Consider the following 20,036-nt stretch of genomic DNA (forward strand, 5'->3'; position numbering starts at 1 on the left):
ACCGTCTCGCCGATGCCCTCGGCCAGCGTCTTGCCCTCCTCGCGCGCGAGCAGGCGGCCGAGCTCGTCCTTGCGGGCGAGGATCTCGTCGGCGGTCTTCCTGAGGATCGCATGGCGCTCCAGGATGCCCGAGCGCGACCAGGACGGGAACGCCGCCTTGGCCGCCGCGATCGCCGCCTTGGTATCCTCGACGGAGGCGCGGGCATATTCGCCCACCACGTCGTTCGTGTCCGACGGGTTGATGTTCTTCACCCCCTCCGTGCCGACCCACTCGCCGGCGATCAGGTTCTGGTGGATGGTCATGTAAGGTCCTCGAATGATCTTCAGGCCGCTGAAAGGCTGATGTTCAGGCGGAAAGGCGGACGTCCGCAAAGGCGTCGATGCCGCGGGCGCTCGCCAATGCGACAAGGCGCTCGAACAGCTCGTCCGTGATTTCCAGACCGCCTTGCAGCTGGCGGCGCTTCTCCGACATGGCGCGCTCGCCGGGGAGCCGGATTCCTTTTGCCCCTTCCGCCGGACGGCTCGCCTTGCAGCGCCGCACGAAATCGGTCGTCTCGGCGAGAAATGCCTCCGCGCCGCAGAAGGCGGCCGGATCGATCAGCTGCAGGAAGACGCCCTGGGCGCCGCGCTGCTTCGGCGTCAGCCGCCCGTGGCCGGAGAGCGCCAACGCGAAGGCTTCCACCATGATGCCGAAGCCGAACCCCTTGTAGCCGAAATCCTCGCCGCCGAGCGGCATGATCGTGCCCGGCGGATCGGCCGTCAGCGCATTGGGGTCGTCCGTCGGGCGGCCTTCGTTGTCGACCACCCAGCGCCCGGGAAGCGGCCTGCTCCTGTCCGCGCTCTGGACCTGGGCGTTGGAGACGAGGGACGTGCACTGGTCGATGAGGATGGGATCGCCCTGCGTCGGGATGGCCGCGGCGATCGGGTTGGAGGTCAGCACCGGATCGCGCCCGCCGAAGGGCGCGACCGAGGCGACGCCGGGATCCGTCACCATCATCAGGCAAAGATAGCCGCGCCGCGCCGGCTCCTCCAGATAGGCTTGCAGGCTGCCGATATGGGAGCAGTTGGCGATGCTCGCGGTGACGACGGGCTCGCGTTCCGCCTTGTCGTACAGCGAGCGCATCGCGCGACGCACGATGGCCGCGCCAGGCAAACGGTGCGCCTGCCAGTTGAGCGTCGAGGCGGTCTCCCGGACGACGGTGATGTCGCCGTCCTTGCGGATGAGGTCCTTTTCGAGCCGCTCCAGATAGGTGGGCAGCATGGCAAGGCCATGGGTCCTGTGCCCCATGAGGTCGCTCTCGACCATGATATGGCTCATGTCCCCGGCAAGATCCGCCCTGAGGCCGGCAGCCGCCAGCAGGCGTATGACGTCGGCGCGGACCGTTTCCACATTCACGATTTTCATGGTGCATTCCTTGTCTCTGCGCGCGGGGCGCCGGGATGGCCCGCGGTCTCGATCCGCTGCATCCAGGCCGGGATCTCGCCCGCGCTGAGCAGCTTGCGGGTATAGTCGTCCCGCGGCCGCAGGAAGAGGTCGTCGGTCCGCCCGTGCTCGACCACGGCGCCGGCCTTCATCACCATGATCTCGTCGGCGAAGCTGCGGACGACCGGCAGGTCGTGGGTTATGAAGATGTAGGACAGGTCGAGCTTGTCCCTGAGGTCGGCGAGCAGCGTGATGATCTGCGCCTGGATGGAGACGTCGAGCGCCGACACCGCCTCGTCGCAGATGATGATGCGCGGCTCGGAGGCGAGTGCCCGGGCGATGGCGATGCGCTGCCTTTGGCCGCCGGAAAACTGATGCGGATAGCGCTCAGCATGCTCCGGCTTGAGACCGACGAGGCCGAGCAGCTCCCGGACGCGGTCGCGCCACTGCGCCCGTGGCAGGATGTCCCGATGGATTGCCAGGGGTTCGGCGATGATCTCGGCGACCGTCATCTTCGGATTGAGCGAGCCGTAGGGATCCTGGAACACCATCTGCACGTCGCGCCGGAAGGCGAGCAGCTCGGCCCCGCGCAGCGAGAACAGGTTCCTGTCGCGGTAGTGCACCGAGCCGGAGCTCGGTTCGGTGAGGCGCATCAGCAGGCGCGCGATGGTCGACTTGCCGGAGCCGGATTCGCCGACGATGCCGAGCGTCTGCTTCTCGCGCAGGGTGAAGCTGACGCGGTCGACGGCGCGCAGCGTGCCGGCCGAGCTCCCGACGAGACCCCTCGAAAGCTGGTATTCCTTGGTGAGATCGCGGGCGACAAGAAGCGGCGGGCGCAACTCGCCCTCCTCGCCGCTCCGCCGCGTCCTTTCCACATGCGGGATCGCTTCGAGGAGCTGGCGCGTATAGGCGGCCTTCGGCGCCGTGAAGGCCTCGCGGATGCCGCCGCTCTCGACGATCGTGCCGTCCTTGATGATCGCGACCCTGTCGGCCATGAGGCCGGCGACGGCGAGGTCGTGGGTGATGAGGATGAGGCCCATGCCCATCTCGCGCTGGAGGTCCTTGAGCAGGTCGAGGATCTGGCGCTGCACGGTGACGTCTAGCGCCGTCGTCGGCTCGTCGGCGATGATGAGCTTGGGCGAGAGCGCCAGCGCCATGGCGATCATCACGCGCTGGCGCTGGCCGCCGGAGAACTGGTGCGGATACTGGTCCGCCCGCGAGCGGGCCTGGGCTATGCCGACGCGCTCCATGAGGGCGATCGCCTTTTCCCTCGCGTCGGCGGCGTCGCGGGCCCGTCCGTGGATGCGGAAGACCTCCGCGATCTGCCAGCCGACGCTGTAGACGGGATTGAGATGGGCAAGCGGGTCCTGGAAGATGATCGCGATCTCGGAACCGTTGATCTTGCGCCGCTCCGCCGGGGGCATCGCGAGCAGGTCCCTGCCCTCGAAGCGCACGCTGCCGGCGGTGATGCGGCCGGGCGGCATGTCGAGGATGTTCATCACCACCGAGGCGCTGACGCTCTTGCCCGATCCCGATTCTCCGAGGATCGCCAGCGTCTCGCCGCGCTCGACCGTGAGGTTGATGCCGTCGACGGCTCTCACCACGCCGCGCGGGCCGGAGAACTGGACCTTGAGGCTTTCGATCGCCAGCAAGGGGGTGTGCGGCTCAGTCATCCCGATGTCCTCCTTCCAGCCGCCAGCGCTGCTGCGGGTCGGTCACGATGCGCAGCCAGCTCGCAAGGATGTTCAGCGAGAGCGCGGTGAGCGTGATGGCAAGGCCGGGCCAGAACGACAGCCACCAGGCGCTTGCGATATAGTTGCGGCCCGTCGCGACCATCGAGCCCCAGGTGAAATCGGGAGCCTGGATGCCGAGCCCGAGGAAGCTGAGGCCGGATTCGGTGATGATGACGGCGGCGAAGTCGACGGCGGCGATGGTCAGCAGCGTCGGCAGCACGATCGGCACGATATGGCGGAAGAGCACGCGTGCAGGGCTCGCCCCCATGGCGATGGCCGCCGTGACGAAGACCCGGCTTCGCGCCTCCATCACCTCGGCGCGCGTCGTGCGCAGGTAGACGGGAATGCGCGTGATCGCGAGCACGATGACAAGATTGGCGACGCTCGGCCCGAGCACGTAGAGCACGACGAGCGCCGTCAGCAGCGACGGAAAGCTCATGATCATGTCGGTGAGGCGCATGATCACGTCGCTCACCAGCCCGCCGCGATAGCCGGCGATGAGCCCGAGCAGGGCCCCGACGACGAGCGACGTGACGACCGCGGTCACCGCGACCCCCATCGTGGCCTGCGCGCCGACGATGATGCGGGCGAGCAGGCTGCGGCCGAGATTGTCGCCGCCGAGGATGTAGAGAAAGCCCTTGCCGAACTGCGGCGGCGCGTTGCGGCCGGCAAAGTTGATGCCGCCCGCAGCATCCCCCACCAGCGACGGCCCGACGAGGCAGGTGACCGTAAGCAGGAGAAGGAAGAGCGCGGCAAGGGTCGCGAACTTGTCCGCCCACAGCAGCGAGAGGACCGTTGCAAGTCCCGAACGGCGCGGGCTGGAGTCCATCGTCTTGGTGCCTTCGGCAAGATAGGTCATGCGTGCCTCACACGGGGATCGAGGACGACATAGGCGATGTCGAGCAGGATGTTCAGGACGAGGATCGCGCAGGCCGTGACGAGGATCGACGCCTGGATGACGGCGAAATCGCGCTGCATGATCGCGTCGATCATCAGCCGCCCGATGCCCGGCCAGCCGAACACGGTCTCGACGATGACGGCCCCGTTCAGGAGATTGGCGGCAAGGTCGCCGGCAACGGTGATCACCGGCAGCATCGAATTGCGCAGCGCATGCACGAAGACGATCTTGGCCTGGCTGGCGCCCTTCGCATAGGCGGTCTTCACATAGGGCGAGGAGAGCGCGCCGATCATCGAGCCGCGCACGACCTGCCCGAGCAGGCCGAAGGGCCGGAGCGCGAGCACGAAGAGCGGCATGACCCAGTAGGACGGCCCGCCGACGCCGGAGGTCGGCAGCCAACCGAGGCTGACGGCGAAAATCAGGACGAGGATGATCGCCACCCAGAAATCGGGCGTGCTGGCTCCCGTCAGGGAGAGCACGCTGATCAGGCGGTCGAAAACGCCGCCGGGCCTGCGCGCGGCGAGCGAGCCGCACAGGATCGCCCCGGCAAAGGCGATGGCGAGCGCCATCGATACGAGCTTCAGCGTGTGCGGGAAGGCTTCCAGCGCGATGTCCATGGCGGAGCGCTGCTGGCTGAGCGACCTGCCGAAATCGAGATGCAGGAGATCGACCACATAGCGCCCGAACTGGACGTAGACCGGATCGTCAAAGCCGTGAAGCCGCGAAAAGGCCTCGCGGTCGGCCGGCGACGCGTCGAGCGGCAGGAACAGGTAGGAGGGATCGCCGGTCATGCGCGACAGGAAGAAGACGAGCAGCAGGAGGCCCGCCATCGACAGGAGGGTGAAGAGCGAACGCTTGAAGAATCTCATGACCTCTTCCTCGATCTGGAGGGTGCGTGAGGATGCGGCCCCGGCGGGGCCGCATCATGAGGGTGCTATTCGCTGGCCCGGAAGCGGATTTCCGAGAGGTCGATCTCGCTGTTGGTCGCCAGCGACGGACGCCAGTCGAGGCGCGGATTGACCCGCGTGTAGCCGATCATGTGGTACATGTAGACGTCGGCCACGATGTCGTCGTGGAGGATCCTGAAGGCCTCCTGGAAGGCTTTCGTGCGGGTCTCGTCGGTGGCCGGCTCGGCCTTGGCGATCAGGTCGTCGACGCGCTTGTCGTAGACCGCCGAATTGACGCCTTCGGAATGATACTTGTTGAAGGCCGTGAAGGTGGCGTCGCCGAGAAGATTGTCGTGCTGGTCCTGGTGGAGGTTCGCCATGTCCGGCTCCGGGAAGGGCCGGTTCTGGTAGCGCAGCCAGTTGCCCGTATCGAACATGCGGATCTTCGTGTTGAGGCCGATCTCGCTCCACATGGCCTGCATGGCCTCGAGCGCCTCGCCGGCATTCACGTAGATCTCGTTGCGGCCGATAATCGTGATCTCCTTGTCGACCGGCACGCCGTCCGTCTTGGCCTCGGCGAGAAGCTGCCTGGCCTTCTCCGGATCGTAGGGGAAGGGCTGGATATCCGGGTTGAACCCGTTGACGTTCGGGCCGACGAGCTGCTCGGCAAGCTTCGCCTCCTCGCCGAACAGCACCTTCAGACCTTCGCGGTCGATCGCGAGGTTGAGCGCCAGCCGCACGCGCCTGTCGTCGAGCGGCGGCACAGTCGTGCTGATGCGAAGCCGCGTCGTCTCGCCGTTCGGATAGGCGAGATCCGTTTCGGGATTGTCGGCATCGGCGACGGAGATGATGGGCGTGAGATCGGCTTCGCCCGTCGCGACCATGGCCGCGCGCAGCGCCGATTCCGAGCGCCACACATAGCGCGCCCCGGACACGACTGGCTTTTCGCCCCAATAGTCTTCCCGCCGTTCCACCGTGATGTCCGTGCCGGCGTTCCAGGCCGTCAGGACATAGGGGCCTGTGCCGATCGGATTGCGGCTCGCACCCTCCAGCGTCATGTTGGGCGAGCTCATCTGCACCACGGTCATCATCGTGGGGAAGATCGGGATCGGCTTGCTGGTCTTGAAATCGACCACGTGGTCGCTGACGACCGTCGTCTGGATATCGACGCCGCCAAGGGTCTGCTGCTTGGTGTTGCAGGTCATGTCGCCGCGCTGGAGGCGGTCGATCGAGGCGGCGACGGCCTTCGCGTCGAAGGGCGCGCCGTCGGAGAACGTCACGCCTTCGCGCAGTTGGAAGCGCCATGTGTCGGGCGCCGTCTGCTCCCAGCTGGTCGCGAGCTCCGGCTTCACTTCGCCAGTCTGCGGGTCGATGACGGTGAGCGGCTCGGTGATGTTCTGGATCAGCACGCGGCCGACGCTGGAATGCTTGGATTCGCACGGCTCCAGCGACGGCGGCTCCTCCGGCAGCACCACCGTCACGGTGTCGCTCGCGGCATGCGCCTGCGGGACAAGGCCGGCGACCGCCAGCAGCCCCGAAATGCCCGCGGCAAGATATGTCTTTCCTTTCGGCATGCGTTCCTCCCATGGATTGAAATTAAGGCCCGCGCCCTCCCCGGCGCGGGCGCGGGCGTCATGCGGCCTTTCGGAACGTTCCGATCAGCTTTTCCCGCGTCAGCAAGGACGAGAGCATTTCGCTCTGCGCGGGCGTGAGCGGCCAGGCGGACGGGGCGCGCGTCGCGCCGCAATCGTGCCCCATCATTTGCAGCGCCGCCTTCACGCCCGTGACATTGGTCCCGTTCATCTCCTGCGCGCGCACCTCCTCGAAGGCGCTCATGCGCCGGATGAGGAGGCCGGCCTCGTCGTAGCGGCCGGCGTCGAGCGCCCTGTGGATGGCGACGGAGTGCTCCGGCCAGACATTGATGAGGCCGGAGGTGAAGCCCCGCGCGCCGACGGCATAGAGCGGCGGCGCCCAGGTCTCGGCAAGCCCCCCGACCCAGACGATGTGCGAGGGCGCGTTGTGGATCGCCTCGGCGAGCTTCATCGGATTGGGCGTCGCCCATTTGACGCCGACGACGCCGTCGAGATTGCAGATGTCCTGGATCGCCCTGAGGCCGATGAGATCGTTGCGAAGATAAAGGACCAGCGGAAGGCCGCCGCTCGCCTCGTGCACCCGCCGGACATAGTCGACGATGCCGCGCGGCGCGACGAAGGGATCCGGCGGCTGGTGGATCATCAGCGCCGAAGCGCCCGCCTCGGCCGAGGTCTTCGCCAGGCGGCAGGCGTCCTTGATCGAACGGCCGATGCCCGCCAGGAGCGGGATACGCCCGTCGATCTGCTCGGCGGCCGCGCGGACCATGGTCTCGGCCTCGTCGGTGGTCAGTGCATAGAATTCGCCGGTATTTCCGTTCGAGACAAGGATATGCACGCCGGCCGCAATCGCCCGGTCGATGATCGGCTTCAGGCGCGGAGGCGCAACCTCATCCTTATCGTCGAACGGCGTGACGAGAATGCCCGATATGCCCGTCAGAGCCTTGGCGAGATCGAATTGGACGCCCATGCAAACCTCCCTGTTTCCTGCATTTCATCTGGACTGAAAGGAATGCTAGGAGGTCGATTGATAAAGGTCCATTTCATAAAGCCACTCGATCAATACAGAATTTGTATCAGCCGAAGGCGCGCATGAATAAGGGCGGAGATCGCTCTCCGCCCCTGGTGAAGCTTCACGGTCGAAGCGCGGTCAGCTGCCCTGTCGCGCGGTGATCTCGGGGAAATAAAGGTCCTCCCATTTCTCCGGACCGATCGGGATGATGCCGGCGCGATGCATGAACTGGATCACCGGCAGGGTGCCCTGCGGGGTCGCCGAGAAGACCGACCCCTTCTCGTTCAACACCTGCAGCACCTCCTCCACGCTCAGCTTGTCGCCGCTGACGCGCAGATAAAGCTCGGCCGCGGCCTTCCTGTCCTTGTTGATGAAGTCGTTGGCCTCGTCCAGCGCCGCGATCAGCGCCTTGACCGCCACCGGATTGGCGTCGTGGAAGGCCGTGGTCGTGAACATGATGTTGCTGACGAGCGGCGTGTCGGACAGCTCGGCGCTGTCGAACACCTTGTGCACCTTGGGATCGCGCAGTTCCAGCACCGAGTAAGGCGGCGTCGAGAAATGCGTGTTGACCTCGTGCTGGGGGTTCAGGAGCGCCTGCAGCGAATCCGAGTGGGAAAGCTGCACCGTCTGGGCGTCGAGCTTCGTGCGCCCCTCCTCGCCGTAGAGCTTCTCGAGCGCCATGGACAGCATCACCGCCTGGTTGGAGACCTTCACCGTCGGCACGGCGATGCGGTCGTTCTCGGTGAAGTCCTTCAGCGACTTCACATCCGGATTGCGCGTCAGGAGCGGCAGCGAGATGCCGGCGACGCCCGCCACGCCCTTGACGTTGCCCTTCGTGCGCGCCCAGAGGATGCCGAAGTTGGTAAGACCCGCCGAGACGAACTCGACGTTGCCGGAGATCAGGGCATCGGTCGTCGCCCCACCGTTCGCGAAGGTGATCCACTGCGCCTTGAGGTCGGGCTGGCCGAGTTCCGCTGCGTGCTTCTCGAAAAGCTTCTGCTCCTCCATCACCATGGACGGCAGGTTGTTCATCTGCAGCTGCTTGGCGAAGCGTATATCCTGAGCCAGGGCGGTACCGCCCATTGCGGCCAAAAGGCCGATGAAAACGCCTATTTTCGTGAACTTCATTGTCTTTCTCCTCCTTTGATGGACCTGCCTCGTTCCCACAGGTCAGTTCTGCACGCCCCATTTCTGGATGGTGCTGCGTTCGATGGTCTTGAAGATGAGGTTTTCGATCACGAGGCCGATGACGATGACCATCAAGAGGCCGGCGAAGACCGCGGGGATGTCGAGAACGTTGCGGTTCTCGAAAATGTACCAGCCGAGCCCGCCCTGGCCGGACGACACGCCGAACACCAGCTCGGCGGCAATGAGCGTGCGCCAGGCGAACGCCCAGCCGATCTTCAGGCCCGTCAGGATCGTCGGGAAGGCGGCGGGCACCAGGATCTTGAAGACGTAGCGCAGTCCTTTGAGCTCATAGTTGCGCCCGACCATGCGGATTGTCGGCGAGACGCTGCGGAAACCCGAATGCGTGTTGAGCGCGACCGCCCACATGACGGAGTGCACGAGCACGAAGACGAGGCTGCCGATCCCGAGGCCGAACCAGATGAGGGCGAGCGGCAGAAGCGCGATCGCAGGGAGCGGATTGAAGGTGGCCGTCAGCGTCTCCAGGAGATCGGTGCCCAGGCGCGTGTTGATCGCGAGGATCGTCAGCGCGGACGCGAGAGCGACGCCGACCCCGTAGCCCAGCACGAGGATCTTCAGGGATGCCCAGGTCCTCTCGAAGAGAACGCCATTGAGAACCGACGACCAGAGCGACGCCAGCGTGTCCGTCAGGGTAGGAAAGAGCAGCGGGTTTCCGAGGATACGCGCATAGACCTCCCAGATGACCGCCAATGCCAGAAGGATGAACGTCTTGCGCACGGCGCCGTGCGACCAGAAGAGTTCCAGGCCGGAAAGGCGCACCTGAAGGTCGACCTTGCCGGTCGCATCGGGAATTTCCGGGCGCATGATGATGGTCGGCTGCATATCAGTGTTCCTCCCCGGCAAACAGAAGTTCGTGGATCTCGGCTTCGAGTTTCGCCGCCGAACCGTCCGAGACATTGATCTTGTCGACGTCGCAGACCTCCGCCTTCACGCGGCCCGGATGCGGCGACAGCAGCAGGATGCGGTTGCCGATCTTGATCGCCTCGCCGATCGAGTGGGTGACGAAGAGAACCGTGAACTTCGTGTCGTCCCACAACCGCAGCAACTCGTCCTGGCAGGTCCTCCGGGTCAGGGCGTCGAGTGCGGCGAAGGGCTCGTCCATAAGCAGGACGTCCGGCTCCATCGCCATGCCGCGCGCAATCGCAACGCGCTGCTTCATGCCGCCGGAAAGCGTGTGCGGATAGGCATCAGCGACGCGGCTGAGACCGACCTTTTCGATATAGTGGCGTGCCTTCTCCTCCGCCTCGCGGGCGGAAAGCTTCGCGGCGTTCAGCAACGGGAACATCACATTGCCGAGGACCGTCTTCCAGGGAAGAAGCTGGTCGAACTCCTGGAAGACCATCATGCGGTCGGCGCCGGGCTGGGTCACCTTGCGGCCGTTGATGGTAATCGCGCCCTCATCCGGCTGCATATAGCCGCCGACCGCCTTCAGCAATGTGGACTTGCCGCAGCCGGAAGGACCGAGCAGGATAAAACGGTCGCTGCGATTGACGTTGAAGGTCACGCCCCTGGTGGCCGTGATCATCATCTCCTGCGTCTTGTAGCGAAGGGTGACGTTGTCGACCTCGACGAGCGGGGACGTCGCAGCCTGTTCGGCTATCCGGCTCGAAGGCCTGCTGATTGCGTTCATGATGGACGCCTCCTCCGTCCCGCCGGCGTGCGCTCGGCCATGATGTTGACCCGCGCCGCGCGACATATGCGTTCGATCCCTCCGCCCCGTTTGCCGGAGCGGAGGCCAACCTCGGTCAGCCCGCGGTTATCGTTTCAGTCGCCTGATGGTTCCGCCTGATCAGGTCGGCATCGTATTCGACGCCGATCCCCGGCCGGTTCGGCACCGTCAGTGTACCGTCCTTGCCGATGGAATTGACATTGTCGCTATAGCCGCAGGTGTAGATCTCCGGCGAGGGGTCGTCCATGGCGGGCGACACGTTGGCGCATTCATACATGGTCGTGCTCTGCATGGCGGCGACGAGATGGCGGTGAACCGGGCTGGGCCCGTGCATCTCGACCGAGACACCGAGGGATTCGGCAAAGCGGATCGTCTTCAGGCAGCCGGTGACACCGAGATCGTAATGCGCGTCGGCGCGCAGGATGTCCGTGCCGCCGGCCAGAAGGAAGTCGGCTTTCGCCTCGGGGCCTGTCACATGCTCCGTCTGGAGGATCGGGATGTCGAGGGCCTCGCGCAGCGCCTTGTGCTGGTGGATGCCGACGCCGAGCGGACGCAGCGGGTCCTCGAACCAGCGGAAACCCGCCTCCTCGCAGGCCTTGCCGACGAAGATCGCGTCGCTGATGGAATCGAAGACGCAGGCCGGGTCGAGCATCAGCTCCGTGCGCTCGCCGAGCTTCTCGCGCATATAGGCGACGTTCTCCGCCTCCTCCCACTTGTTGCCCTCGTGCCAGCTGTGCATCTTGAAGCCCTTCCAGCCCTTCTCCTTCAGGCCGATGAAGAAGTCGGCGACGGCCTCCTTGTCGGGCAGGTTGTCGAGGCGGTCGCCATTGTGGCAGGACGCATAGGCCGGGATCGCCTCGCGGAAGCCGCCGAGGAGCTGCGACAGGCTGGCGTTGTAGGCCTTGCCGGCAAGGTCCCAGAGCGCATTGTCGACGAAGCTGAGGCCGTAGGAGTTGGACGGCCGGCCGGCACGGCGGGCCGTGCGCCAGATGAGCTCGCGCTCGTGCCAGCGGTTGCCCACCGCGACCTTGGCGGCGACGACGGCCTGGTCCACCGTGCCGGTCGTCGCGAAGTTCCCATACTCGCCGACGAGGCCGTCGGACGTGAAGATCCGGACGAGAAGCACCGGCCGCGTGTAGACGGCACCCGGCGTATAGACCATCGACCCGCCGACGACGTTCGATTTGTAGTTGCGGGCGAAGTTCTTGATATCCACCGTAAACGTGGTGATCTCGATCTTGTCGATCGTGCCGGTGGTCAAAGATGCCTTGGCGACATCGCTTTCCTTGACGTGGCTGGTCATGCTCGCTCCCTGGAATGCTGCTGGACTGCGCAGGATCATTTCATCCCGATCAATACGCGTCCAATTGCATTCGAGGATTGATCGATACCCAACTTGTATCAGATCAACGCTAACCCGCGGCAAGTTCTAAACGTCGATCGCCGCATTCTCGGCGATGATGTTTCTCGCCATTTCGACGACGGGGCTGTCGTCGCCGCGGCGCCAGGCAAGGAAGACCTCGACGCATGCCTCCTCGGGAAGATCGACCGGCCGGAAGACGATGTTGGGCAGGCGGATGACCTGGGAAGAGCGCGGCACGAGCGCGCAGCCGACACCGGCGCTCACGAGCGCGAGAATGGTGTGGGTCTGGCCGAGATACTGCACGAACTTCGGACGCACCTGCGCATAGGTGAAGAGCGGCGCAAGGATCTCGTAGGTGTACCAGCCGTCCGCCGGCGAATACATCACGAAAGGCTGCCCATCGAGATCCTCGATCCCGACCGTCTCCTTGTGCTCCAGCGGATGGCCCGCATGCAGGGCAAGGACGAAGCGCTCCCGCTGGATACATTGCAGCTCCAGCCGCTCCTTCTCGCGCGGCAGGCGGATCACGCCGAGGTCCGTCCGCCCGGCGGTGAGCGCCTCGATCTGCTCGATCGTCAGCATTTCGTGCAGCAGCAGGTTCACGCGGGGCGCCCTGGCGCCGATGGCCTTGATGATGCGCGGCATGATGTCGAAGGCGGCAACGGGAATGAACCCGAAGGAGATGCTGCCGTGCTGGCCGGCCTCGGCCTGGCGCGCGGTCAGGGAGGCCGCCTCGGCGCGTTTCAGCAAATCCTGCGCCTCGACGAAAAACGATCTCCCCGCAGCCGTCAGGCGCACCGACCGGCTCGTGCGCTCGAACAGTTTCACATTGAGGTCGTCTTCCAAGAGCTGGATCTGCCGGCTGAGCGGCGGCTGCGTCATGTGCAGGTGCTCGGCAGCGCGCCGGAAATTGAGCTCGCGGGCAACAGCGACAAAGCACCTTAATTGGCTGAGCTCGAACACGTGGTTCTCCCGAGACACTCATAAAAAACGAAGTGATCCCATTTGGTTTATCCGCGGTCAACCCAGCCGACGGCCCGTCCCGACGTCCTCACGCTTGCTACCGGCGATTATGAATACCTGCGGCCGGATTGTTACCGCCGCACTGACACCACCGATATATCGCTTATTTCACCATCGGGGCCGAGTGACTGGCCGCAACCGAAATCCCCTGATGCAACTGGCGGATCCACTCCTCTTCCTTCAGGAGATGCGTCTGCGCGGCGGCGAGCACCTCGTCGGCTCTCTCCAGCGGCACGACCACCACTCCGTCGTCGTCGCCGAGAACGATGTCGCCCGGGGAAATAGCAACACCGCCGACCGAGATCCGGTCGTCCACATTGCCGCCGAAGCCGGTATGCGGCCCGCGTGGAACGATCGCCTTGCAATACATGGCGAAGCCGCGCTTACGCATGTCGGCCACGTCACGAATGGCGCCGTCCACGACCGCGCCGCCAAGCTTGCGCAGGAAGGCCTCCTCGGCCATCACGCCGCCCCAGACCGCCGTGTCCTCGACGCCACCGGCATCGACGACGATGACCTCGCCGGGCCGCGCGGTGGAGATGAGAACGCAGATCGCCACGCAATCACCGGCCATCGTGGAGACCGTGCGCGCCTGGCCGCAGAGCGTCGCGCCCTGCGAGATCGGCTTGATCGCTGCCTTCATCACCTGCGTGCGGTTCATGCAGTCGGATGCGACGGCGGGCGGGATCTTGCGCCAGGCATCCAGTTCGTCGGCGCTCAGTTGGCGGAAGGTGACATCGTTCTTTTTCAGGGCCATGGTTCTGGTTCCAGATTGCAATGGGTGATGACGGGAGTCAGGCCGCAGACATGTCCCAGCCTGGATTCACATTGTTGCGCAGCCGTCCCGTCACGAGATAGTCGCGCAGGATTTCCGCGGCGAAGGTGCGCATGTCGATGTAGCCGGCCTCGGAATAGAAGGCGGCATGCGGCGTCACGACGAGGCGGCCGGCGAGCCAGCCGGCATTGCCCTGCCAGGCCTCGATGAGCTTCGGCGGCGGGAACGGCGGCTCATTGGGCAAGACATCGAGGCCGGCGGCCGCCAGATGCCCGCTCTTCAGCGCCGCATAGACCGCATCTACATCCACGAGACCGCCGCGGGCGATGTTGAGAAGGATACCGCCCGGCTTCATCGCCGCAAGCTGCGCCGCGCCGATAAGGTTGCGCGTCTCGGCCGAAAGCGGAACATGCACGCTGACGATCTCGGAGCGCTGCAGAAGCTCCTCCTGCGACTGCACGCGCTCGATGCCGAGACCCAGCTCGTGGCCTTCGGAGACGAATGGGTCGAAATAGATGACCTTCATGTCGAAGGCGGCAGCCCGGCGTGCGACAGCGGTTCCGATGCGTCCCATGCCGATGGCGCCGAAGGTGGCGCCGCGGATGCGCCGCACGACCGGAACGTTCTCGGCCAGAAAGCCGGCGACGAGATCGGCCTTCAGTCGGTTCTCGTAGGTGCCGAGCCCACGCACGAGATGCAGCAGCATGGCGAGCGCGTGGTCGGCGACCTCCGTCGTGCCGTAGTTCGGCACGTTGGAAACGGGAATGCCGCGCTCGCGGCAGGCCTTGCTGTCGACATTGTCGAAGCCCACGCCCACGCGCACGACGAGGCGGCAACGGTCGAGCTTGGCGACGACGTCGGCCGTCAGTTTCATCCGGTGCCAGATCAAGATGGCATCGCAGCTTCGCCACATCTCGTCGGGGATCGCCGCCGAGTCGGTCTCGTCGAAATGGACGAAATCGAGCTGGTTGCCGGTAACACGGCGTTCGAGGTCCAAATCGCTGATATGCGCGTCAGGCACCAGCACTTTGAATCGGGTCATTTCACTGCTTCCTTGTGTTCACAGGACCTTATCGAGGAAGTCCTTCAGTCTGGGGTCGGACGGCGACTGGAAAAGCTGTTTCGGCGGGCCGCGTTCGACGATGACGCCGCGATCGGTGAAGAAGACCTCGTCGGCGACTTCCTGCGCAAAGCGCATCTCGTGGGTGACGAGCACGCAGGTCATGCCTTCGCCGGCAAGATCGCGGATGACGTTCAGCACCTCGCTTACCATTTCCGGGTCGAGTGCCGCCGTCACTTCATCGAACAGGATGACGCGCGGCTGCATGGCGAGCGCCCGGGCGATCGCCACGCGCTGCTGCTGGCCGCCGGAAAGCTGGCTCGGATAGGCATTTTCCTTGCCGGTCAGGCGCACCTTGGCGAGGAGCTTCAGCGCACGCTCGCGCACCTCCGCCGGGTTTTCCTTCAGGACCTGGATTGGCGCCATCGTCAGGTTCTGCATGACGGTGCGGTGCGGAAACAGATTGTACTGCTGGAAGACCATCGCCACCTGGTGGCGCAGTGCGATGAGCTCGCGGTCCGTCCGCATCGCCTCGACCGCGAAGTCCCCGACGCGGATCGTGCCGCTGTTGATGGGGATGAGCCCGTTGATGCAGCGCAGGATCGTCGACTTGCCGGAGCCGGACGGGCCGATGATGCAGACGACACCCCCTTCCCGCACATCGAGCGCGATGCCGTTGAGGACGTCGAAGGTGCCGAACGATTTGCGCACCTCGCGCATCTCGATCAGGGGCTTGCTAGTGCTGGTCGTGGTCATGGATTGCTGGTTCCTAAGCGATGCTCCAGACGGCGCGTCAAAATCGCGATCGGGAAGCAGAACAGGAAGAAGAGAAGAAGGACGAAGATGTAGATCGCGGTCGCCACTGCATCGCCGTCGACGGCGATTATGGTGCGTGCCACCGACAGGACGTCGTTGGCGCCGGTCACGACGACGAGGCTCGTGCCGATGAAGAGCATCGAGTACATCGTCATGAGGTTGGGAACCATGAGCGGCAGTGCCTGAGGAATGACGACATGGCGCAGGATCTGCAATCGGCGGTAGCCGAGCGAGCTTGCCGACTCCCACTGGCCGCTCGGAATGGCCTGCACGCCGCCGCGGAAGATTTCCGCGATGTTGGCGGTGACGGGAAGCGCCAGACCGATGACCGCCTTGACCGCCGGCGAGAGCGAAACGGTGAAGCCGAAGATCTCGATTTCGAACGGCAGCAGGTAGAGCATCGCAAAGAGCACGACCAGCCAGGGCGAGTTGCGCAGCAGGTTCATGATCAGCGAGCACGGCAACCGCGCGAAGGCGCTACGGGCAATGAGCCCGGTTCCGAGGACGGCGCCCGCGACGATGGCAATCGTCATGGACCACAGGCTGATCACGATATTGGCGACGAAGCCGCCTTCGAGGGTGCTGAAATCGGCCGAGCCGGTGAGGAGCATCGGCACGCGCGGCATGATGCGCTCGATGATCGCGCCCGCCTCTTCGCCATAGACGGTGATGAAGACCAGCGCCAGGAGGGCAGGTACGCCGATAATCCCGAGGATGAAGGTACGCATGTGCATGCTCATGCGACTGCTCCGTATCCCGGGATGCGGATGAACCGGTCGATATAGCGCATGGCGACGACGGCAAGGCTGGAGAGGGCGACATAGATCACCCAGACGAAGATCATAACCTCGAGATTGCGGAAATTCTCCAGCATGATCTGCGTGGCGGTATACATGATGTCGGCCACGGCCACCAAAGCCGCCTGGTTCGACGTCTTGATGAGACTGACGACATTGTTGGTCATGGCCGGCATCGAAAGGCGCAGGCCGATTGGCAGCTCTATGTAACGGAAGGTCTGAACGCGGGTGTAGCCGAGTGAGCGCGCGCCTTCGACCGTCTGCGAGGGAACCGCCAGCAGCCCGGACCGGATGATCTCGATCGCCAGCGCGCCGTTGTAAAGACCGAGCGACAGCACCGCGCAGGTAAAGCCCGAGAAGATCGGGATGCTCTGCCCCGTGGCCGGATCGGTCAGCGTCAGCCCCATCTCCGACAGCATGAAATAGAGAAAGAACAGTTGCACGAGCGGCGGCGTGTTGCGGAACATCTCCACGAAGAGCGTGGTCCATGTCGCCAGTACCGGCACCCGCAGATGAATGATGAGGGCACCGGCAATGCCGATCGCCATCATCAGCACGAGGCCGAGCACGCTCATGAGGATCGTGGTGCCGAGCCCCCGCAGCAGCCAGTACTGATAGTACGGGTCGGCAAGCCAACTGAAATCGAGATTCATCTTTGCATCGTCACGGTTGAAGGCCGGATCGTCACCGGATCAGGAGACGGATGCCCCTGACCCGGCCTCTCGATAGCGGCGTCAGTTCGCCTTGGCTTTCGCCTCTTCGGCACGCTTGGCGACGTAGTCGGACGAGCCCATGTTGAAGGTTTTCTCTGAAGCGATGAGCACGCCTTCGGCTTCCGCGTTCGTGATTGCCTTGTTGACCGCTTCGAGGAAGGCCGGCTCGCCCTTGCGCACGCCGCCCGCGATGGGGTTGAAGGCGAAGGCGCCGACCGCGATCTTGTACTTGTCCTTCCAGCCGTCTTCCGCCACCTTCATGGTGAGGATCGGTCCGTCGAAGGCGATGCCCTCGCAGCGGCTGTCCTGGAATGCCTTGAACATTTCCGCGGTGCCGGCAAACAGCACTGTCTCGGCGCCGAACTTCTCGGTAAGGGTGCGGTTGTAGAGATTGCCCTGGATGCCGCAGAGCTTCTTGCCCTTGACCTCTTCCCACGCCTTGACGGGGTTATCCTTGGCCGTCAGCAGCACCATGCCTTCCATCTGGTAATATTCGTGCGTGAAGTCGATGATCTTGGCGCGGTCCGGATTGGTGCCGAGCGTCGCGAAGATGGCATCGATGCGCCCGGCATTCAGAAGCTCGATACGGTTCGATGCCACGACCGGCACGAGTTCGATGGCGTCAGCCGAGCCCAGCAGTTCCTTGGCGACGAACTTGGCGATATCGATCTCGAAGCCCTTCACTTGGCCGTCCGCATCGAGGTAGCCAAAGGGCGGGTAATCCGTCTTGATGCCGACGACGAGCTTACCGCGCTCCTTCACCTTCTCCAGTTGGTCGGCCTTGGCCGGCGTTGCCGTCACGCCAAGCGCGCAGGCGACCGACAGGAGCGAGGCGAGCTGCCATTTCCGCCGGGATTTCGCTACATTGATCCGTGTGACTGCGGTGACCATTGGAACCCCTTTTTTGACGATGTTTTCGACGGGCTCTCCCTGCCCGCTCGCTTTTACGGAGGTAGCATCACCGCGATTGCCTACATTTTCAAATAGATTATTGTGCCCTCAGCATAATTGAATCTTATGAAAGGGTGCCGATGAATGCACGGCAGATCGAAGCCTTCCAAGCCGTGATGACGACCGGAAGCCTTACGCGGGCCGGTGAGCGCATGCGCATTTCCCAGCCGGCGGTGAGCCAGCTTGTCGCCCAGTTCGAGCGAAGCTGCGGTTTTCCACTGTTCGAGCGCACGGGTAACAAGATCGTACCGACCCGCGAGGCCGAAGCGCTCTTTATCGAGGTGCAGCGCATGTTCACCGGCGTCAGCCAAATTTCGCGCGTCGCGACCGCGTTGCGCGACCGGACGTGGGGGTCGCTCAGCATCGCCGCTTTCCCGGCGATCGCCCGGCGCGTCGTGCCGGACATCATGTGGGGTTTCTGCAAGGACCGGCCGGAAACGCGCATCCGCGTGGAAAGCATGCGCTCGCGCGGCATGATCGACGCGGCCGCCGCCCAGCAGATCGACATCGGCCTCAGCGTACTGCCGAGCGATCGGCCGGAGGTCGAGTGTACCCTGCTGCACAGCCTGCGCGGCGTCTGCATCCTGCCGCTCGGTCATGCACTAGCGGACCAGGACATCGTGCGGGCAAAGGACATGGCGGATCAGAATTTCGTTTCGCTTGGTCCGCAGGACCAGACGCGCTTCATGGTGGATCGTATTTTCGATCAGCAGGGACTGTCGCGGCGCCTGCGCGTGGAGGTCGGACAGGCGGAAACCGCCTTCACCTTCGTCGCCGCCGGCGCGGGCATTGCGGTGATCGACCCGGTGAGCGCCTATAACAACCGCGGCGCCGGCATAGTCATCCGTCGCTTCGAACCGGCTGTCCATTTCGACATCTGGTTGCTTAGGCCAAAGGTAGTTCGGCCCTTCAATCTCATCGATGCTTCACTGGAGTTCATGCTTGAGCGGCTGAGCGAATTCGCGGCCCTTTGCGAAATACTTCCCGACCTGCCAGAGCCCGACCGCCCCCCATCTCTAGTGGAGACCTTCCGAGATCTACTTCGCGCCGCCAATCCGAAAAGGCGTTGAAAGAATATCGATCGCCGTCCTGCATGCTATTGCGTCCAGACGCTTATCATTCCCATTGCGTCATGTGACTAAATGGCCTCATCGGCCCGTGGCGGATACGCAAAAAGAACCAACGACAACACCGATGCCTGCTGCCGTCGTAACCGTCCGGCACCTCAAGCGGGTTGTCGTGGCGTTATCGATATCCTTCGCGGCAGTGCCGATCTTTCCACCGATCGCTGGGCAATGACATTGGCTGGCTGCTGCTGGCGGCCTTCGTCATTCCATCCACATCGGCCAGAGCCGCGACGCTGATGCCGGTCTATCTCGGCCTCTCTGCCGCAATCGGCAATGCGAGGGTCTCGCGGACCCTCGGCCTTCTCTTTCCCACGGTGATCCTTCTCTCCGCCCGTGCATCGCTGATCGGTGCCGGGGCGCATCTCGTCGCTGCGGGCTTCCTGTCCCGCCTCACCGGACATCAGCCGGATTTCATCGAATGGCTGGTGCTGGCCGGCCCGTTTTTGCTCGCCACATGCCTGATCGCCTGCGCTATCCTGCTTCATGTGTTTCTGACGAAAGAGGAGCGCGGCATGGCGCTGGTCGGCATGGCGGCAGCTCTTGCGATCTGCATGCCCGACCTTTCCGGCGTGACGCTGAAGGCAGCGTTGAAGACCGTCGAGTGGAACCTGCTTCTTTTCATGGCGGGCACGCTGGTCATCGGCGAAGCGCTGATCGAGACGGGCGCTGCCCAGATGGGTGTCAGCGGAGAAATGCAATGCGACGAGTTTTCGAAGATATCGCGTCGGACGATGGGATCGACATCATCATCCCCGAGCAAAGGACGGCCGGCTCCCAATGCTCTGCTGTCTGCCTCTGCTGCGAGCGGACCGATCAGCCGATGGACGACGATGGCTGCGGCATTTGCGATGCGTGCCTGGGCTTGCCCGCTCGTGCGAGCGACAATCCGGACGGTCTTGAATTTCCAAGCGCCCTGCCCCATCTGTCGGTCACTGCCCGTAATCGATGACTGCCTGCAGCGATGGTGCTCTGTCGCGCGTTCGTAGTCGTCCGGG

General features: G+C 64.3%; 20 protein-coding genes. 2 read left to right on the plus strand and 18 right to left on the minus strand.

The window, feature by feature from the left end; all coding sequences use genetic code 11:
• The 18 genes from ACIIOY_RS15475 to ACIIOY_RS15560 all read right to left on the minus strand — a co-directional run.
• Positions 1-302 (minus strand): aldehyde dehydrogenase family protein (locus ACIIOY_RS15475; RefSeq protein ID WP_411035575.1); only part of this gene is annotated, 302 nt, incomplete at its 3' end.
• Positions 303-345: 43 nt separating this feature from the next.
• Complete coding sequence (locus ACIIOY_RS15480) at positions 346-1,404, minus strand: Ldh family oxidoreductase (protein WP_411035576.1); 1,059 nt, start codon at positions 1,402-1,404, stop codon at positions 346-348.
• Positions 1,401-3,095, minus strand: a complete 1,695-nt coding sequence (locus ACIIOY_RS15485; RefSeq protein ID WP_411035577.1) for an ABC transporter ATP-binding protein — start codon at positions 3,093-3,095, stop codon at positions 1,401-1,403. The genes ACIIOY_RS15480 and ACIIOY_RS15485 overlap by 4 nt, the downstream gene beginning before the upstream one ends.
• Entirely contained in the window at positions 3,088-3,984 is an 897-nt protein-coding gene (locus tag ACIIOY_RS15490) for an ABC transporter permease (RefSeq protein WP_411035728.1), read from the minus strand. The genes ACIIOY_RS15485 and ACIIOY_RS15490 overlap by 8 nt, the downstream gene beginning before the upstream one ends.
• A gap of 26 nt (positions 3,985-4,010) precedes the next feature.
• The gene (locus ACIIOY_RS15495; protein ID WP_411035578.1) at positions 4,011-4,922 is read right to left on the minus strand and encodes an ABC transporter permease; all 912 of its coding nucleotides are present in this window, start codon (positions 4,920-4,922) and stop codon (positions 4,011-4,013) included.
• Positions 4,923-4,987: 65 nt separating this feature from the next.
• Positions 4,988-6,514, minus strand: coding sequence for an ABC transporter substrate-binding protein (locus tag ACIIOY_RS15500; RefSeq protein ID WP_411035579.1), 1,527 nt, complete (start codon positions 6,512-6,514; stop codon positions 4,988-4,990).
• A 58-nt stretch (positions 6,515-6,572) separates the two neighbouring features.
• Positions 6,573-7,499, minus strand: coding sequence for a dihydrodipicolinate synthase family protein (locus ACIIOY_RS15505; RefSeq protein ID WP_411035580.1), 927 nt, complete (start codon positions 7,497-7,499; stop codon positions 6,573-6,575).
• Between the two features lie 180 nt (positions 7,500-7,679).
• Positions 7,680-8,669 (minus strand): ABC transporter substrate-binding protein, encoded by a 990-nt coding sequence (locus ACIIOY_RS15510; RefSeq protein ID WP_411035581.1) that lies wholly within the window; start codon positions 8,667-8,669, stop codon positions 7,680-7,682.
• A 42-nt stretch (positions 8,670-8,711) separates the two neighbouring features.
• Complete coding sequence (locus tag ACIIOY_RS15515) at positions 8,712-9,551, minus strand: ABC transporter permease (protein WP_411035729.1); 840 nt, start codon at positions 9,549-9,551, stop codon at positions 8,712-8,714.
• 19 nt (positions 9,552-9,570) lie between these two features.
• Positions 9,571-10,377 (minus strand): ABC transporter ATP-binding protein, encoded by an 807-nt coding sequence (locus tag ACIIOY_RS15520; RefSeq protein WP_411035582.1) that lies wholly within the window; start codon positions 10,375-10,377, stop codon positions 9,571-9,573.
• Positions 10,378-10,492: 115 nt separating this feature from the next.
• A complete protein-coding gene (locus ACIIOY_RS15525) occupies positions 10,493-11,719 on the minus strand; it encodes an enolase C-terminal domain-like protein (RefSeq protein WP_411035583.1) in 1,227 nt (408 codons plus the stop codon).
• Positions 11,720-11,845: 126 nt separating this feature from the next.
• Entirely contained in the window at positions 11,846-12,742 is an 897-nt protein-coding gene (locus ACIIOY_RS15530) for a LysR family transcriptional regulator (RefSeq protein ID WP_411035584.1), read from the minus strand.
• Positions 12,743-12,905: 163 nt separating this feature from the next.
• The gene (locus tag ACIIOY_RS15535; protein WP_411035585.1) at positions 12,906-13,559 is read right to left on the minus strand and encodes an RraA family protein; all 654 of its coding nucleotides are present in this window, start codon (positions 13,557-13,559) and stop codon (positions 12,906-12,908) included.
• Between the two features lie 37 nt (positions 13,560-13,596).
• Positions 13,597-14,619, minus strand: a complete 1,023-nt coding sequence (locus ACIIOY_RS15540) for a C-terminal binding protein (protein ID WP_411035586.1) — start codon at positions 14,617-14,619, stop codon at positions 13,597-13,599.
• Positions 14,620-14,637: 18 nt separating this feature from the next.
• Positions 14,638-15,393, minus strand: a complete 756-nt coding sequence (locus ACIIOY_RS15545) for an amino acid ABC transporter ATP-binding protein (RefSeq protein WP_411035587.1) — start codon at positions 15,391-15,393, stop codon at positions 14,638-14,640.
• On the minus strand, positions 15,390-16,193 hold the full coding sequence (locus ACIIOY_RS15550) for an amino acid ABC transporter permease (protein ID WP_411035588.1): 804 nt from the start codon (positions 16,191-16,193) through the stop codon (positions 15,390-15,392). The genes ACIIOY_RS15545 and ACIIOY_RS15550 overlap by 4 nt, the downstream gene beginning before the upstream one ends.
• A complete protein-coding gene (locus tag ACIIOY_RS15555) occupies positions 16,190-16,903 on the minus strand; it encodes an amino acid ABC transporter permease (RefSeq protein WP_411035589.1) in 714 nt (237 codons plus the stop codon). Before ACIIOY_RS15555 ends, ACIIOY_RS15550 begins: the two co-directional genes overlap by 4 nt.
• 81 nt (positions 16,904-16,984) lie before the next feature.
• Complete coding sequence (locus ACIIOY_RS15560; RefSeq protein WP_411035590.1) at positions 16,985-17,854, minus strand: transporter substrate-binding domain-containing protein; 870 nt, start codon at positions 17,852-17,854, stop codon at positions 16,985-16,987.
• A 140-nt stretch (positions 17,855-17,994) separates the two neighbouring features.
• On the opposite strand from ACIIOY_RS15560, the gene ACIIOY_RS15565 reads away from it, so the two are divergent.
• Together ACIIOY_RS15565 and ACIIOY_RS15570 are read left to right on the plus strand one after the other, a co-directional pair.
• Positions 17,995-18,984, plus strand: a complete 990-nt coding sequence (locus ACIIOY_RS15565; protein WP_411035591.1) for a LysR substrate-binding domain-containing protein — start codon at positions 17,995-17,997, stop codon at positions 18,982-18,984.
• Positions 18,985-19,148: 164 nt separating this feature from the next.
• Positions 19,149-20,027: an SLC13 family permease gene (locus ACIIOY_RS15570; protein ID WP_411035592.1), complete on the plus strand. Its 879-nt coding sequence runs from the start codon at positions 19,149-19,151 to the stop codon at positions 20,025-20,027.
• The last annotated feature ends 9 nt before the right edge of the window (positions 20,028-20,036 follow it).

The sequence above is a fragment of the Shinella agrisoli genome (genome assembly GCF_046557955.1).
Taxonomy (GTDB): Bacteria; Pseudomonadota; Alphaproteobacteria; order Rhizobiales; family Rhizobiaceae; genus Shinella.

Coding starts and splice junctions, on each gene's coding strand:
- ACIIOY_RS15480 (WP_411035576.1), bottom strand. CDS start 1,404: ATGAAAATCGTGAATGTGGAAACGGTCCGCGCCGACGTCATACGCCTG.
- ACIIOY_RS15485 (WP_411035577.1), bottom strand. CDS start 3,095: ATGACTGAGCCGCACACCCCCTTGCTGGCGATCGAAAGCCTCAAGGTC.
- ACIIOY_RS15490 (WP_411035728.1), bottom strand. CDS start 3,984: ATGGACTCCAGCCCGCGCCGTTCGGGACTTGCAACGGTCCTCTCGCTG.
- ACIIOY_RS15495 (WP_411035578.1), bottom strand. CDS start 4,922: ATGAGATTCTTCAAGCGTTCGCTCTTCACCCTCCTGTCGATGGCGGGC.
- ACIIOY_RS15500 (WP_411035579.1), bottom strand. CDS start 6,514: ATGCCGAAAGGAAAGACATATCTTGCCGCGGGCATTTCGGGGCTGCTG.
- ACIIOY_RS15505 (WP_411035580.1), bottom strand. CDS start 7,499: ATGGGCGTCCAATTCGATCTCGCCAAGGCTCTGACGGGCATATCGGGC.
- ACIIOY_RS15510 (WP_411035581.1), bottom strand. CDS start 8,669: ATGAAGTTCACGAAAATAGGCGTTTTCATCGGCCTTTTGGCCGCAATG.
- ACIIOY_RS15515 (WP_411035729.1), bottom strand. CDS start 9,551: ATGCGCCCGGAAATTCCCGATGCGACCGGCAAGGTCGACCTTCAGGTG.
- ACIIOY_RS15520 (WP_411035582.1), bottom strand. CDS start 10,377: ATGAACGCAATCAGCAGGCCTTCGAGCCGGATAGCCGAACAGGCTGCG.
- ACIIOY_RS15525 (WP_411035583.1), bottom strand. CDS start 11,719: ATGACCAGCCACGTCAAGGAAAGCGATGTCGCCAAGGCATCTTTGACC.
- ACIIOY_RS15535 (WP_411035585.1), bottom strand. CDS start 13,559: ATGGCCCTGAAAAAGAACGATGTCACCTTCCGCCAACTGAGCGCCGAC.
- ACIIOY_RS15540 (WP_411035586.1), bottom strand. CDS start 14,619: ATGACCCGATTCAAAGTGCTGGTGCCTGACGCGCATATCAGCGATTTG.
- ACIIOY_RS15545 (WP_411035587.1), bottom strand. CDS start 15,393: ATGACCACGACCAGCACTAGCAAGCCCCTGATCGAGATGCGCGAGGTG.
- ACIIOY_RS15550 (WP_411035588.1), bottom strand. CDS start 16,193: ATGAGCATGCACATGCGTACCTTCATCCTCGGGATTATCGGCGTACCT.
- ACIIOY_RS15555 (WP_411035589.1), bottom strand. CDS start 16,903: ATGAATCTCGATTTCAGTTGGCTTGCCGACCCGTACTATCAGTACTGG.
- ACIIOY_RS15560 (WP_411035590.1), bottom strand. CDS start 17,854: ATGGTCACCGCAGTCACACGGATCAATGTAGCGAAATCCCGGCGGAAA.
- ACIIOY_RS15565 (WP_411035591.1), top strand. CDS start 17,995: ATGAATGCACGGCAGATCGAAGCCTTCCAAGCCGTGATGACGACCGGA.